The sequence below is a fragment of the Pseudarthrobacter sp. NIBRBAC000502771 genome (genome assembly GCF_006517215.1).
Lineage (GTDB): Bacteria > Actinomycetota > Actinomycetes > Actinomycetales > Micrococcaceae > Arthrobacter > Arthrobacter niigatensis.
The window spans coordinates 601,644-615,493 of record NZ_CP041187.1; the positions used below are offsets into that span (position 1 = coordinate 601,644).

At 67.7% G+C, this 13,850-nt stretch carries 18 protein-coding genes; 7 read left to right on the forward strand and 11 right to left on the reverse strand.

Annotated features, from left to right (window positions below):
* Positions 1-118: 118 nt before the first annotated feature.
* From NIBR502771_RS02870 to NIBR502771_RS02890, 5 genes are all read left to right on the forward strand, one after another.
* A complete protein-coding gene (locus tag NIBR502771_RS02870; RefSeq protein ID WP_141158387.1) occupies positions 119-1,087 on the forward strand; it encodes a hypothetical protein in 969 nt (322 codons plus the stop codon).
* On the forward strand, positions 1,087-1,518 hold the full coding sequence (locus NIBR502771_RS02875) for a phage holin family protein (RefSeq protein WP_141158388.1): 432 nt from the start codon (positions 1,087-1,089) through the stop codon (positions 1,516-1,518). Before NIBR502771_RS02870 ends, NIBR502771_RS02875 begins: the two co-directional genes overlap by 1 nt.
* Positions 1,515-2,177, forward strand: a complete 663-nt coding sequence (locus NIBR502771_RS02880) for a DUF3618 domain-containing protein (RefSeq protein ID WP_141158389.1) — start codon at positions 1,515-1,517, stop codon at positions 2,175-2,177. Before NIBR502771_RS02875 ends, NIBR502771_RS02880 begins: the two co-directional genes overlap by 4 nt.
* Before the next feature lie 102 nt (positions 2,178-2,279).
* Positions 2,280-3,509, forward strand: coding sequence for a YihY/virulence factor BrkB family protein (locus tag NIBR502771_RS02885; RefSeq protein WP_141158390.1), 1,230 nt, complete (start codon positions 2,280-2,282; stop codon positions 3,507-3,509).
* 384 nt (positions 3,510-3,893) lie between these two features.
* A complete protein-coding gene (locus tag NIBR502771_RS02890; RefSeq protein ID WP_141158391.1) occupies positions 3,894-4,151 on the forward strand; it encodes a hypothetical protein in 258 nt (85 codons plus the stop codon).
* Between the two features lie 34 nt (positions 4,152-4,185).
* On the opposite strand, the gene NIBR502771_RS02895 is transcribed toward NIBR502771_RS02890, so the two are convergent.
* Genes NIBR502771_RS02895 through NIBR502771_RS02915 form a run of 5 tightly spaced genes read right to left on the reverse strand, consistent with a single transcriptional unit; the run spans position 4,186 to position 8,559 of the window.
* Positions 4,186-4,977 carry a glycosyltransferase family 2 protein gene (locus NIBR502771_RS02895; RefSeq protein WP_246839791.1) on the reverse strand — a complete coding sequence of 264 codons (792 nt, stop codon included), beginning with the start codon at positions 4,975-4,977 and terminating at the stop codon, positions 4,186-4,188.
* Positions 4,974-6,350, reverse strand: a complete 1,377-nt coding sequence (locus NIBR502771_RS02900; RefSeq protein ID WP_141158392.1) for a bifunctional PIG-L family deacetylase/class I SAM-dependent methyltransferase — start codon at positions 6,348-6,350, stop codon at positions 4,974-4,976. The genes NIBR502771_RS02895 and NIBR502771_RS02900 overlap by 4 nt, the downstream gene beginning before the upstream one ends.
* Complete coding sequence (locus NIBR502771_RS02905; protein ID WP_371416480.1) at positions 6,344-7,432, reverse strand: acyl-CoA dehydrogenase family protein; 1,089 nt, start codon at positions 7,430-7,432, stop codon at positions 6,344-6,346. Before NIBR502771_RS02905 ends, NIBR502771_RS02900 begins: the two co-directional genes overlap by 7 nt.
* 50 nt (positions 7,433-7,482) lie before the next feature.
* A complete protein-coding gene (locus tag NIBR502771_RS02910; RefSeq protein WP_141158393.1) occupies positions 7,483-8,175 on the reverse strand; it encodes an O-methyltransferase in 693 nt (230 codons plus the stop codon).
* A 60-nt stretch (positions 8,176-8,235) separates the two neighbouring features.
* Positions 8,236-8,559 (reverse strand): thiamine-binding protein, encoded by a 324-nt coding sequence (locus NIBR502771_RS02915; protein WP_141158394.1) that lies wholly within the window; start codon positions 8,557-8,559, stop codon positions 8,236-8,238.
* Between the two features lie 124 nt (positions 8,560-8,683).
* Here NIBR502771_RS02915 and NIBR502771_RS02920 point away from each other — a divergent pair, with 124 nt between their 5' ends.
* The gene (locus tag NIBR502771_RS02920) at positions 8,684-9,331 is read left to right on the forward strand and encodes a TetR/AcrR family transcriptional regulator (RefSeq protein ID WP_141158395.1); all 648 of its coding nucleotides are present in this window, start codon (positions 8,684-8,686) and stop codon (positions 9,329-9,331) included.
* 245 nt (positions 9,332-9,576) lie between these two features.
* Positions 9,577-9,801, forward strand: coding sequence for a hypothetical protein (locus NIBR502771_RS02925; protein ID WP_141158396.1), 225 nt, complete (start codon positions 9,577-9,579; stop codon positions 9,799-9,801).
* A 31-nt stretch (positions 9,802-9,832) separates the two neighbouring features.
* Here NIBR502771_RS02925 and NIBR502771_RS20910 read toward each other — a convergent pair whose 3' ends face one another.
* From NIBR502771_RS20910 to NIBR502771_RS02955, 6 genes are all read right to left on the reverse strand, one after another.
* A complete protein-coding gene (locus tag NIBR502771_RS20910) occupies positions 9,833-10,300 on the reverse strand; it encodes a hypothetical protein (RefSeq protein WP_246839792.1) in 468 nt (155 codons plus the stop codon).
* An 83-nt stretch (positions 10,301-10,383) separates the two neighbouring features.
* Entirely contained in the window at positions 10,384-10,521 is a 138-nt protein-coding gene (locus NIBR502771_RS20915; RefSeq protein WP_246839793.1) for a hypothetical protein, read from the reverse strand.
* A 236-nt stretch (positions 10,522-10,757) separates the two neighbouring features.
* Positions 10,758-11,069 (reverse strand): AzlD domain-containing protein, encoded by a 312-nt coding sequence (locus tag NIBR502771_RS02940; RefSeq protein ID WP_141158398.1) that lies wholly within the window; start codon positions 11,067-11,069, stop codon positions 10,758-10,760.
* On the reverse strand, positions 11,066-11,866 hold the full coding sequence (locus NIBR502771_RS02945) for an AzlC family ABC transporter permease (RefSeq protein ID WP_141158399.1): 801 nt from the start codon (positions 11,864-11,866) through the stop codon (positions 11,066-11,068). The genes NIBR502771_RS02940 and NIBR502771_RS02945 overlap by 4 nt, the downstream gene beginning before the upstream one ends.
* Complete coding sequence (locus NIBR502771_RS02950) at positions 11,863-12,297, reverse strand: hypothetical protein (protein ID WP_141161387.1); 435 nt, start codon at positions 12,295-12,297, stop codon at positions 11,863-11,865. Before NIBR502771_RS02950 ends, NIBR502771_RS02945 begins: the two co-directional genes overlap by 4 nt.
* Before the next feature lie 161 nt (positions 12,298-12,458).
* Complete coding sequence (locus NIBR502771_RS02955) at positions 12,459-13,835, reverse strand: CoA transferase (RefSeq protein ID WP_210411314.1); 1,377 nt, start codon at positions 13,833-13,835, stop codon at positions 12,459-12,461.
* Between the last annotated feature and the right edge of the window lie 15 nt (positions 13,836-13,850).

Genomic DNA, 13,850 nt, shown 5'->3' on the forward strand with positions numbered 1-13,850 from the left:
ACGGTTATAACTCGTTTAGCAAGGGTACTTACCTTTCATTAGTAATCATGCTTATCATTTTACGGCCAGTATTGCTGGTTCTTGATCAACAACCGGCCTTCTTGGAAAGAGAGCGAAGATGACAGAGAACCAATGGCCCCAGGACCCCGCCTACACGGCTCCGCCGGCCAATACAGGAATTCCCGGCGAGCGGCCGCCCGCCACCTTCCCCTCCACCGCCGCTCCCCTTGAGGGCGACAGCCAGGCTGATGACACCTACGGCTCCTCCCGCAAGGACGCAGCTAAGGACGAAGCGGCCGACGTAGCCCGTACCGCAGCAGGGTCCGCGCAGAATGTGGCCCAGACGGCGAAGGACGAGGCTGCGAACGTTGCGCATGAGGCGAAGGCCAATGCGCAGGACCTGCTGGGACAGGCGAAGTCAGGCCTGACCAGCCAGGCAGGCACGCAGCAGCAGAAGGCTGCCGAGGGCATCCGCAACATCTCTACCCAGCTGCACAGCATGGCCATCGCCCCGGACCAGCAGGGCATGGCCAGTGACCTGGTCCGACAGGCAGCGGAGCGCACCTCCTCGATGGCCACCTGGCTGGAAAACCGGGAACCGGGTGACCTCCTGAACGAGGTCCAGCGCTTCGCCCGGAACAAGCCCGGGACCTTCCTGCTCCTGGCCGCCGGCGCCGGCGTCCTGGCCGGCCGCCTCACCCGCGGCCTCACCGCAGGCCCGCCCGAAGCATCGGCGTCCACTGCTGCCGGCACCGGTGTTGGCGGCCAATACGCGGGCAGCACCTACGGCGACCAGTACAACCAGTCGTACCCGGTAGCGGGCGGGGCAGTTCCTCCTCCGCCGGTCCAGCTTCCCGGCCCGGCCACCACCACGGCAGGATACGACGGCGGCGCTCCCGGCAGCAGCTACCCTGAGTCAGCGGGGGCGGCCAGCGGGCTGGACAGTCCGCAACTCGTGGAAGAGCCTTGGTCCGGTAACCAACTCTCGGACGATCCGCTCCGTGACCGCGCCCTCGCCGACGATCCCATGGCCAACGATCCCCTCACCCAGGACCGCACCCGGGGCGGCCAGGCGGGTGGTTTGTGATGAGCAGCCAGATACCGGAGCCGCCGCCCAGTGCGGCGCATGTGAAAGCGGATAACGCCTCGATCGGTGAACTCCTCGGGGACGTGACCCGTGACCTGTCCACCCTGATGCGCCAGGAAGTGGAACTGGCCAAGGCCGAACTCAAACAATCCACCTCCCGCGCGGGCAAAGGCGCCGGCATGCTCGCCGGCGCCGGCGTGGGCGGCCACTTCGTCCTGGTCTTCCTCTCCCTGGCCCTGATGTTCGCCCTCGGCGCCGTCATGGCACTGGGCTGGGCGGCGCTGATCGTCGCCGTGCTCTGGGCCATCATCGCCGCCGTCCTGGCCTCCATCGGCCGGAAGGAACTCAAACAGATCAAGGGCCTGCCCCAAACCGGGGAAACCCTCGCAGAAATACCCCCAACCCTAAAACCAGGTGAGGTAAACCGATGAGCGAAAACCCCGATGCCATCCGCGCAGACATAGAAGCCACCCGGGCCCGCCTGGGCACCAACGTCGACGCCGTGGCCGACAAAGTCACCCCGTCCAACATCGTCCACCGCCAAACCGACAAGGTCCGCGACGCCGTGACCGGGGTGAAGGAGAAAATCATGGGCGCAGCAGACCACGCCACCACCAAGGTCCACGACACCACCGCCACCGGGACCGGACACACCACCAACGCCATGCACACCGCCGGGGACAACCTCCACCAGGCAGGAGACGCGGTCTCCGCGAAACTCTCCGACGCCGGCCAGGCCGTCTCCAACGCCCCGGACCAGGTCAAAGCCAAAACCGCCGGGAACCCCCTGGCCGCCGGGCTCATCGCGTTCGGCGCCGGCATGCTCATCTCCTCCCTGATCCCCGCCAGCGAGAAGGAACGCGAAGCCGCGGACCAGCTCAAAACCGCAGCCCAGCCCCTGGCAACCCAGGTCCCCGACGCCGCCAAAACCATGGCCCAGGACCTCAAGGAACCCGCCCAGGAAGCCATGGACAACGTCAAAGCCACCGCCACCGACGCCGCCTACAACGTCAAAACCGAAGGCCAAAACGCCGCCACCGACGTCAAAGACCGCGCCACAGACGCCAAAGACAACATCCAAAACACCTAGCCACCCCCCGCGGCACTGTAAGGCAACAGTTTGATCGGCAGGCCGGCACCGCGATCCGCGGGCCGGCCTGTCCGCTTGGCCCCCTGATTGAGAGGACACCCCATGGCCACTCACGACACATCCGAGACCAGTACCGCCAAGGCGGGCCAGGCTCCGGCCCCCGATGACTCGAGGAAACCTGCCAGCCCCAGGGACCTGGATAAACCGTCCTGGAAATACATCGCCAGGAAGACGCTCCGGGAATTGAGCAAGGACCAGTGCCCCGACCTCGCAGCGGCCCTGACGTATTACGCGGTTCTCTCGCTGTTCCCGGCCCTGCTGGCACTGGTATCGCTCCTTGGCCTGTTTGGGGACCCGCAGAAGACCACCAATGCACTGCTGGAAATCGTGCGCGGCTTCGCTCCGGCGGAAACCGTGAATACCATCAGCGGGCCGGTTTCGGAACTGACCAGCGCCCCGGCGGCCGGATTCACCCTTGTTATTGGCCTCGTAACCGCGCTGTGGTCCGCCTCCGGTTATGTCGGAGCCTTTGGCCGGGCCATGAACAGGGTCTACGAGGTGGATGAGGGCCGGGCTTTCGTGAAGCTCCGTGGAACCATGCTCGGCGTCACGCTCCTGGCTGTGGTCATCGTGGCCATGCTGGCCGGCATGCTGGTCCTCAGCGGCCCGGTTTCCGAGGCCGTGGGCGGCCTGATCGGCCTCAGCGGGCCGTTCCTCATGGTCTGGAACATCGCCAAGTGGCCGGTGATGATCGCCCTGATCATCGCCATCATTGCCGTGCTGTATTACGCCACTCCCAACGTCAAGCAGCCGAAATTCCGGTGGATGAGCATGGGGTCCGGGATTGCCCTGGTGGTCTTCCTGATCGCCTCACTGGGATTCGGTTTCTACGTGGGGAACTTCGGCAACTACAACAAGACGTACGGGGCGTTGGGCAGTGTCATCATCATGCTGCTGTGGCTCTGGATCCTGAACATGTCGCTTCTTTTCGGCGCCGAGTTTGACGCGGAAGTGGAACGCGGCCGCGAACTGCAGGCCGGGATCAAGGCCGAGGAAACCATCCAGCTGCCGCCGCGGGACACGAAGAAGAGCGAGAAGCTGCAGAAGCAGGTCGAAGAAGATATCAAGCATGGCCGTGACCTCCGGGAAAAGTACGCCGCGGAGAGTGGCCGGGAGGGCTCCGGCGAGGACCGGGACGGGCAGCCTGCCGGCAACGGCCCGGACGCGGTCCGGCCAGGTGAGCGGCACCGCGACAGGGTCCGCGACAAGGTGCAGCACCGTGCCGAAAGCGGGGAGTCCGACGACGGAATCCGGCGGGGCGGGAGCGCTTAAGCAGGCAGGCGCAACCGCGGCGCAGAGGGACTAGGCAGGACCTTCGGGATGGAGGAAAATTCATCCTAGAGGTCCTGTTTGGTTTTCCCGGGCGGCAGCACCCCCGGGGCAATACGGGGTCGGCGGTGAGATGGCCTCTTCTGAGACCGAGGCCAGTCCCCCCAGTCGCCGTCGGCCCCCTCAGGCCCGCCCGTGCACCCCGTTCTCGGCGACGCCGCGCCACTGTACACGGGCCCCTCCCCACAGGCCCAACCGGTCCGGAACCAACTGGACAAGCACGCGGAACTGCAATACTTTCGTGAATACCTCGCCGGGATTCCCCGGAAGACCGGCAAGGCCGCTGAAGCAGTCGGCGGGATTACTGTCAACCATTTGTGAGCGGACATGCCTGCTATCCATTTTGAACAGTTTCTTGCCGAAGCAGTCGTTGCGGACAGGGAGCCCGGACTGGGTCTCCGACGCGACGAGCTATACGGTCTCTACACAAGCTGGTGCCTCCTGCATAAAGCGGAACTCCAGCCGCCGGCAGCCCTTTGGGACGCCCTGCACAACGCCGGCATCAACCCGGACAGCAACAACCTTTCCATGACAGGACCGGCCGCCGCTGACTACATCGTTGCCAGCGCCCCGGACCTGGTCTGACAGGGATACCACCCCCGCCGTCAGCGCGTTGCCGCTAAGGCCGGGCGAGTGCCAGGAGATAAGCGGCGAACCCCTGCGGTGCCCGTCCCGCAGTCCGTCCTGATGTGAGGACCCGGGTGGTGTCCGTGGCGATGATGCGTGCGCCGCTGCGCCGAAGCCGGGCCACCAGGGCCTGGTCTTCATCGAAATCGACGCCGGGAAAGCCTCCGGCCGCAAGGTAGGACGACGCCCGGACCCCCAGGTTGGCACCGTAGACATGGGGGTGGTTCTCGGTGCTGGCGTGCCGGGCGTGCCAGCGGGCCAGGAGCTCGTGGTGCATGCCGTGGGGGTCCGGCTGAACAGTGCCCAGGACAACATCGGTGCCTCCGGCGGCCAGTTCCAATTGCCGCAGCAGCCAGTGCCCGGGAACACAGGAATCCGCATCTGTGTTGGCCAGCCAGATTCCCCGCATTGGATCTGCCGGCGCACCGGACTGCGCAGGACCGCCGGCGTTCTCCAACGCCGCCCGCACACCGGCCTGCCGGCTCTTACCCACGCTCCCGAAGTTCGCAGGAAGCAGCACGCACCGCGGATCGCCCGCAGCTGCGTCGGCGGCCACCGCCGGGGACCGGTCCGTGCAACCATCCAGGACGACGACCACCTGCACGGCAACATCCGGCACTTCCGACTCGACCCGGTCGGCCGCGTGCCTGACGGCGGTGAGAGCCCGTTCCAGGTGCTGCTCCTCGTTGTGGGCCGGAATGACCACTGCCACGTGCCGGATGCCGTGGTTTGCCTGGCCACCCGGCGTCATTTGATCACCGTTGCCCTGGGCAGTCCTGGTCATCCCGGCTCCCGGTCCGGAGCCACCAGGACTTCCAGCACAAAGTCGCGCTCCTGGTACAGCCCGGAAGTCCGCCAACCAAGCCGCTGCCGGGCCAGGGTGTGGACGGTGTCCCCGTCGAGCTCCCACCCTTCGATGGGATGCCGCCAGTGGCACAAGAGCAGGGTTCCGCCAGGTTCCAGGGATGCCTCCACCCTGTCCCACAGCCGGGCCAGCTCGGCAGGGGCCAGGTAGTAGCCCACTTCCGAGACCACCACCAGGTCGTACGTTCCTCCGGGCCAGGATCCAGGCAGCACGCGTTGTTCGACCCGGACCCCCGGCGTGCCCGCCAGCAGGTCTTCGGCGCGGCGCACGGCGGTTCCGCTGGCGTCCACCGCCAACAGGTTGTGGCAGCGGGCAGCCAGCTCGGCCGTCAGTGTTCCGATGGAGCAGCCCACTTCCAGCCCGCGCTCATAGCCTTCCTCCGGGAGGGCGGCCAGGGTGAGGGCCCGTTTGCGGCGCTCGTACCAACTCCTGCCGTAGTTCCAGGGATCCTTGGAATGGTCGTGGACGCCGTCGAATACCGCCTCTGCGTCCGCGCTGGAATGCAACGGGCCGGGTGAACCGGGCGCCGGGGTCCAGGCGAAGACTTCATAGCCTCGCCCGAAGTGCTCCAGGAAAGCGGCGCTGAGCAGGGTTTCGTCCCCGGGGAGGGGCGAAAGCGGCTGCACCTGGGTTGCGTGCTCCTCCATGGCGCGCTTTTTGGCCCGCCGGGCGCGTTCATCGAGATGGAAGCGGACCCACTGCTGCCGGTCCAGGTCGCCCGGCGTGGCCCAGTGCCAAAACCAGATTGGATATTCCAGGAGGGCGTGGCCGTCGCGGCGGGCAACCTCTGCCGCTGCCGCCCCCAGCGCGTCGTGGTCACCGTGGCCGTCGGCCCGGTACGGAGCAACGATGGCCAGCTGGTCCGGGCGGCCGGGGAGCCGCCGAACGGCGTCCCGGATGGCGCCGGCAACCGCTTCCGCATGGCCGGCCAGTCCCCGGTCCGGCAGACCGATGAACGTCCAGCGGTCCGCCAGGCCAAGGGCGTCCAGGGCCGCGGAAAATTCGGCAAGCCGGACGGCAGCCAGCTGCTCGGGGGTGGTGCTGGGTGAGTCCGGATGTGACCCCTCCCCCGCAGTGCAGAGCACGACTTCCACCCCGGCTCCCAGGGCCGCCAACGTGGCCATCAGCCCACCGGCACCAAGAGTTTCGTCATCCGGATGCGCCGCCAGGACAACGAACCGCATGCCCGACAATTCGGCCGGATTGAGCGGCAGCTCAGGGGCCACAGCCAGGCCGCTCCGGGTCCAGGCTGCTTCACTGGTGCCATCGTCCGTGTGCGAAAAGGTCACCACGGGCAGTCCCCCTTGAGCGCGAGCCGGCCCAGCTGGGCATCATCCCGCGCACCGTGATGCTGCCGGACGTAGAGGGCCAGGTCCGCCATCCTCTTGGCGTACTTTTCGTCAAAGGCGAGCGGCCCGGGCCCGCGGTTGGAGCCCACCAGGTGAAGGACACGTTCGACGGCGGCGGCAACAGTCCCCCGGACACGCTGGGCCTCGCTCCAGGTGCTTTGGTTCCCGTCAGCACCGAGCGATCCGTCATCAATGCGGGCTGCGGTGCGGGCAAGGTACTGGAGGGCGGCTGCGATGGTCCGGTCCACCTCACCCAAAGCCGCGAGCGCCAGCTGGTCCGGTTCCCGTCCGGCTCCGGCACCGGCGAGCAGCCCGTCCCGGAAGTCCCGCGCAACCCCCACGGCGCCGCCCAGCCAGCAGGCGGCGACGCCCATCCCGCCCCAGGCGAAACCGGGCCGGCTGTGGTACCAGCCGGTACCTCCCACAGGTGTTGCCGGGACCTGGTCGAAGTGCACGCTTCCGCTGGGTATCTCCCGGAGCCCGCGTGCGATCCAGGCCGGTTCCTCGCATTGCACCCCTGGGTGGCGAAGGCTGACAGCGAAAGCCGCCCTGCCGCCGTCGTCCGTATGGGCAGTGACGATGGCGCAGTCCAGCCTGCCTGCAAGTGAACACCAGGGCTTGGTCCCGTTGAGGACCACCCCGGTGCCTTCGGAGCGCGCCTCGAGCCTGGCATTGGGCGCCTCTGCGGCGAAGACGCCCCAGGATGCGTCGGCGGCACCTGCAGGCATGGGCTGGTCCACCGGGGAAGAATTGGCGGCCTGGGCGAGGATGGCGACGGCGTCGAGGTGCGGCTCGAACACCCTTGCGGCCGCCACATCGACGGCGGCCACGGAGGCGAGGAGCTCCCACAACACCATGGTGCGCCCCTCACCAGGCCGTGGCCAGGTGTGCCCGGCGTCCACGGCAAGGTCCAGCAGGGCGGGCACGTCACCGGCAGTACCGCCGGCTGAGTCAAGGATTGGAAACCACGGGGAGAGCCCGGCGGGAGTGGAGCCCAGGAGCACAGGAGTAGTTGTCGCTGGCAAGTACGTCCTCCATGAAAGGTGTCCGGTGGCACCGGACGCATCTCAACAGCTTACTTACTATTTTTCGGCAGGATGCGCGCCAGGGCGAATCCGTCCCAGCCCTTGGAGCCCACCGTCTGGATTACCGTGGCGTCCAGCCGCGGGTGGTCGCCCAGCAGCTTGAGGGCGTCGATGATTCCAGGCGCGTTGACGGGGGCGAGCTCCGGGTCCAGGACGGCGCCCTCCCAGATGGTGTTGTCCAGGACCACTGCCGCTCCGGGCCTGCCAAGCCGGACAGCCCAGTCCAGGTAGCGGCTGTTGTTTTCCTTGTCCGCGTCGATGAAGATGAAATCGAACGGCTCCCGCTCCTCTTCCTCGAGGGCAGCCAGGGTTTCCAGCGCAGGGCCCAGCCGGATTTCCACCCGCTCCCCCAGGCCGGCCGCATCAATATTGGCCCAGGCCACCTCCGCATGCTGGGGCAGGTATTCGCAGGTAACCAGTGTGCCGTTGTGTGGAAGTCCCCTGCCCATCCAGATGGTGCTGTAGCCCGCGAGGGTCCCAATCTCCAGGATGCGCCGCGCACCCGAGAGCTGGACCAGGAGCTTGAGGAGCTTTCCTGCGTTCGGCGCCACCTCGATGGGGGGCATCCCGGCCTCCGCGGCGGCGCGGATGGCCTGCTGGACGGCACCGTCCGGATGCACCACGGTGTCGGACAGGAACTCCTCGGTGGCAACCCATTCCGGCCGTGGTTTGTGCTCGAACATTGCCACAGTTTGGCACGCGGCGCCCCGGCGGTCCAGACAATCCGGCCCCTCAAAGGACGCTTAGGGCTCCTGCGCCAGTGCGGTCTCCAGGCGGTCAACCTTCGCTGTCAGTTCGCCGCTGTACCCGGGCCTGATGTCCGCCTTGATCACCAGTGAAACGCGGCTGCCGTACCGGCCCACGGCTTCGGTGGCGCGCTTGACCACGTCGAACACTTCGTCCCACTCGCCTTCGATGGTGGTGAACATGGAATCCGTCTGATTGGGCAGCCCGGACTCGCGGACGATCTTCACTGCGGCAGCAACGGCGTCGTGCACTGACGCGTCGTTGGGCCTGGAGCCCTCGGTGGGAACGCCTGACGGAGCAACAGAAAATGCAAGCAACATGCTCCCCAGTCTCCCACGTGCCCGCGGGCAGCCGCAGGGCCGGGGCGCCGGCCGGCTGCGTCACATAAGCGGCTACCCCGAAGTAACCATGGTGGCGGCAGTCTCCGTTGTTACCCTTTTTGGCATGAGCCTCGCAGTCGCCCGAAAGCCCCTCCGCGCAGACGCAGCGCGGAACGTGGACAAGATCATTACTGCGGCGCGCCAGTGCTTCCGCGAGTTCGGCCCGGAGGTACCGCTCCAGACCATCGCAACCACGGCCGGCGTTGGCCCGGCAACCCTATTCCGAAACTTCGCTGACAAGGAAGAACTGGTACTGGCGGCGCTCAACCGGCAGCTCCGGCTCACCGTGGACCCCGTCATGGACGGCGCCCTCGCCGATATCGATGCTGCCGCAGGCATGTTGCGTGTCCTCGAAGCCCTGATGGCCGCAGCGAGCGACGACGCCAACCTGCTGTGTGCGGTGGCGGGCCGGCGCGAGCTCCTCACCGGGATCACCGGATCGCTAATGGAATCCATGGGAGTGCTTCTGGTCCGCGGGCAGGGCCAGGGAAGCCTGCGCCCTGACATTTCCATGACGGACATGTTTCGGCTGCTGGCCATGCTGATCGGTGTGGTGGACACCATGGAACCGGGGTCCGATGCCTGGCGCAGGCCGCTTGCGCTGGTGGAGGACGCCATCCGCACAGTCCGGCCATCCCGACCGCTTCCGGTGTTCGTCCCCGTCCCCGCCGCCCCTGGGTTCACCGCCACCACGCCGGGCCAGCCGGGCTGAATAGATGCAGTAAGCCCGCCCGCGCCAGTCCACCCCGGGCGAGGCCGGCGGGCGCAGCTCCGGTGCCGGAATCCCGGTGCCAGGCTGTTCCGCCGAGGGAGTAAGGTCACCAGTCGGGCCCCATTGTTACCTGCAGGTACGTGCAATAAACTCGGAGGTGGGGTTAGGCAGCCAGCCTCGGCACTTCCACGTTGGAGCAACCCCATGCACTTTGCGCCTGCCCCCCAGACAACGGCCGCACTGCCATGAACCACTCAAAGCTTCTCCACTACCTGACGGATCCGCGCGGGCCGGAGGAAGTCCTTCCCGAGCTGACCGCCGGCGAGCTGGTCGAGTTGCTCGACGCGCTGTACCAGAACCTCGATACCCCCGAACCCGAGTTTGGCGCACAGGTCTGGTACGAGATGGGCGTGGAGGAATGCGGCCGCCGGTCCGTCTCCCCTGACGGCGCGGCGCACGGGGTAGCCTAGTTACCCGTTCGTCCCGATTCCCCTAGCTGGGTCAGCGCTTCTCCGCACCGGGTTCACCGGCGGCGCTGTCCCCGGCGTGGGGGTCTCCGCCGGGCCGTTGTCCAGCCGGCGGGGTTTCCTGGTGCTGCGACCCTGGGTCCGCGTGGCCGGGCTGCTCCTGCGCGGATGGCCCGTCCGCGTGCCCAGCGCCCAGGTGCCCGTGTTCGGCGTGCCCGTGTCCTTGGTAGCCGTGGCCGGGGTGTTCATGGAACTCGTTGGGAACGTGGTCCTTCGCTTCCATCAGGTGCTGCTGGAGCTTCTCCTCCGCGTCCCGCCGCCGCCTGGCGGTGTCTCGCAGCTCGCGCGTTGATTCCGAGCCGCGGGGGTCCAAATAGGTGGCCCGCGACTTCGCAGACTGTTCTGCCGGTACCCCCGCGCCTTGTTCGTCCTTGGCGTTCCTGCCGGTATCCTCGGTGCCCTGGCCGCCATGCGGCTCAACAGGCCGTGACTGTTCGTCCATCTCGAATCCTCCTTCGGTGGCCGCCTGGGTGTGGGCTGCCTCTCATCCAGTGCATCACAGATGGCTGCCGGAATGTTGGGCCACTAGGCCTTGGCTGCATCTGCCCGCCTGCGCATTTCCTCCCGCAGCAAGGCCTGAAGGGCCGGAACGGACGACGACGGATCCAGGTCGAGTGCCGCCCGGAGCCGTTGGGAGAGAATTTCCAGTTCCTCTTCCGGCACGTCCGAAAGTCCGGAAAAGCGCCTGAAGAACCGTTTGGCGGGAAGGCCCGCCCGCCGTCGGGCGTTCTTTTGGCGGATTCTGCCCGCCAAGCCGCCCGCAGGGTGCAGCTGATTTTCCATGGGTGCCGTTCAATAAGGAATTCCATGGCCAACTGCATAAGCCGATCCCATAGTACAACTGGCACCCAACCGGGGAAGTGACCCACGTCACCATGCCCCGGAGTGGATTCAACAGATCAGTTCCACCCCAGCATCCTCAGCAGCGCCGCCGTGCCGGCACCGGCGATCACCACCACCAGGAATGGAGCCCGCAGTACCAGGGCGATCGCGGCCGCGGTCAGCGCTCCCAGCCTGGCATCCGCGGCGAGTCCCTGCCCCGACACCACCGCGTTCACCACCGTCAGCGAGGCCAGCAGGCCGATAGTCATTGTTCCCGCGACACGTGAGGTGCGCGGATCCTCAAGGAATTTGGCGGGGACGAAGTAGCCCACCAGTTTCCAGGCGTAGGCGAGCACGCAGGCGATGAGCAGCCAGATCCACAAAGTCACCTGCCCTCCTCCGGGTCCGCAGCTCCCCTGCGGCCGGCTTCCCTGCGGACGCCCCTGCCCCGGAGACGGGCGCCGCCCGGGTGATGGCCGTGGTCGCCGTAGGGTTCGACGTCCGGCTCAAGGCCTTCGTCGCGGCGGCCGTGGCTGAACCAGCCCACCACCGCAGCAACGATCGCGGCCACCAGGATGGGCACGCCCGCCGGGACAAAGGGGACGGCAACCACCGTGGCCACTGCACAAACCACCGCGATGGCGATCGGCTCGCGTCCTTTGAGCCGGGGCCAGAGCAGTGCCAGGAAGGCGGCGACGGCGGCCCCGTCAAGGCCCCACTGCTTGGGGTCGCCCAACCCGCTGCCGGCCAGCGCGCCCACGGCCGTGAAGAGGTTCCACAGCAGGTAGACCCCTACGCCTGCGGTCCAGAAGCCGCGGCGCTGTTCGTCCGGGTCCGTCTGGCCCGTGCTGGTGGCCGTGGATTCGTCGATGGTCAGCTGCGCTCCGATGTACTTGCGCCAGCCGGTGGGCCGGAGCAGCGCGTTCAACTGCATGCCGTAGATGCCGTTGCGCATGCCCAGGAGGGTGGCCGCGCTCATCGCCGCAACGCCTGAACCGCCCCCTGCCACCACCCCGATGAACGCGAACTGGGAGCCGCCACTGAAGAGGAGCAGGCTTAGCGCCATGGTCTGCCAGAAGTTGAGCCCGGACGTGACCGCCAGCGCGCCGAACGATACGCCGTAAAGACCGGTGGCAATACTGATGGAGATGCCCACCTTCACCGCCGGCGAAGCCAGCAGCTTCACCCCCGGCTTCCCGGGTTGACCGCGGGCACGGCGGCTTTTCGCAGGCTCCAGGCCCACATGATCAGCGGTGCCTGGAGGGGAAGCCGCACGGCATGGATCTTCCGTCGGCGGGGTGTGCCCTGCGGCCCGTACGCCCCCAGGAGGGCATCAACATGCCCGGCCAGGAATGCCGTGAACATGGCGGTGAGGGCAGTGGCCGTGGGCTTTCGGGTGGGTGGGAGCAGGATTCCGACGGCGGCGGCGAGCTCCAGCAGACCGCTCAGGGCGATCCATTCATCCCGGGACAGGACGGCCCAAGGATGCTGGGCTGTGCTGCTGCGGGGTTCGCCCGGCACCGGGTCCCGCCGGCACAGGTACCCGGGAACGACGTCCCGGTAAAAACCTGGGTCCCGGAAATGCTTGCCTGCACTGGCCAGGAGAAGGGCTCCCATGGCCGCTGCGGACAGATGCCGCAGGGCCGGGCCGTGGATGGATTGGGACGGAGCGGACAAGCCCTTAGCAGCGGTGCCGGACCTGGGAAAAGACATGGAACCACTCAACCACAGCCACAGCGCGGCCCGGAAACCGGCGCTAGGGCACAGCGGCGACGGCCTCACGGCTGCGCTGCCCGGCCTTCCAGCCAGGCAGGCTGCGAGCTGCCATATGGTGGCGGCGGTGACTGAAAATCCAGGGGGTGTCCCGCGTCAAGCAGGGGCGGCCCAACGTAGCGCAGCTCCCCATAGCTGCTGGCCACGGACCGGTATTCTGGGGTGCGCAGTCCAGCAGGGCTTTCCGTGCTGGTTGGGCCACTCATGCTGTCGGGGTCTTGCCCACCGGTCAGGGAAAACAGCTCCTCCGCGGTACGCGCCAGCGACAGGTGCGCGTTACCGCCCAACCCGGTCCGGCGGCGGGCGGCCAGGAGGCGGACTGCGGCCGCGGCCACCCCATAGCCGGTGGCGTGGTCCAGCGCCTGGACCGGCAGCGCACCCGGGCGCCACCCGCCGTCGTCCTCCATGCCGTAGGTGCTGGCGATTCCGCAGGCGGCCTGGACAATACTGTCGAAGCCGCGCAGGCCGCTCCAGGGCCCCGCGCTTCCCCAACTGTCCAAGGTGACCACCACCAGGTCCGGACGGGCTGCCAGCAACTCCCGCCCGTTGAGGCCAAAGCGGTCCAGGGCACCGTGCCGGTAGCCGGTGACCACGGCATCCGCGCCGGCCAGGAGTTGCTGGAGGTTTCCCTGGCTTGCCGCCTGCCCCAGGTCGAGTACGGCACTGCGCTTGCCAAACGCCGTGTCCACGAACTGGTCCTGGATCTCGGGAAAGGCGGGCGGGTCGATCCGCAGGACGTCTGCCCCGAGCGCGGCCAGCAGCCGGGTAGCGACTGGGCCGGCGATGACCCGCGTCAGGTCCAGCACCCGCAGCCCGGCCAGCGGCAGGTCCCTGGCGCCGCGTCCCGTGCCGGAAGCGGCGCCTGCTCCTTCTGCAGCTTCCCGCAGTCCCAAGCCACCGGTGGTGCCGTCCGCATGCTCCACCGCAATCCATGGTCCCGAGCCGGCCGCCCGACCCATGTCGGTTGCGAGCCATTCACTGCGGGTCCGGACGGCCGCGGCTATCCCTCCCTGTTCCTGGATTGCGGCCTCGGCGTCCAGCGCGGCCATGGAGCGGAGTTTCCTGTCCACATCCTCCGCGCCAGTGGCAGCCAGCGCGTGCAGGAGCCGCTGCTCATGGTGGGGGTAGTTGGCGTGAAGCCGGATCCAGCCGTCAGCGGTCTTCCGGAAGCCGGACAGGGGCGCGAAGCCCTGCGGCTTGCGCCCCGCAATCCGGAGGTGCCCGAAGGAATCGAAGGCGGGCGCTGTCAGTTCGGGTGTGGTGCTGAAACGGCCCGGCATCCCTGAGTACAGGTTCAGCGCCTGGGCCGCGGCTTCCACCGACTGCAGCGCCAAGCCTTCGACGTCGAGCTTCCCCGCCCACCACCGGGGCGCGGGGGGCATGCCGCGGGCGCCCAT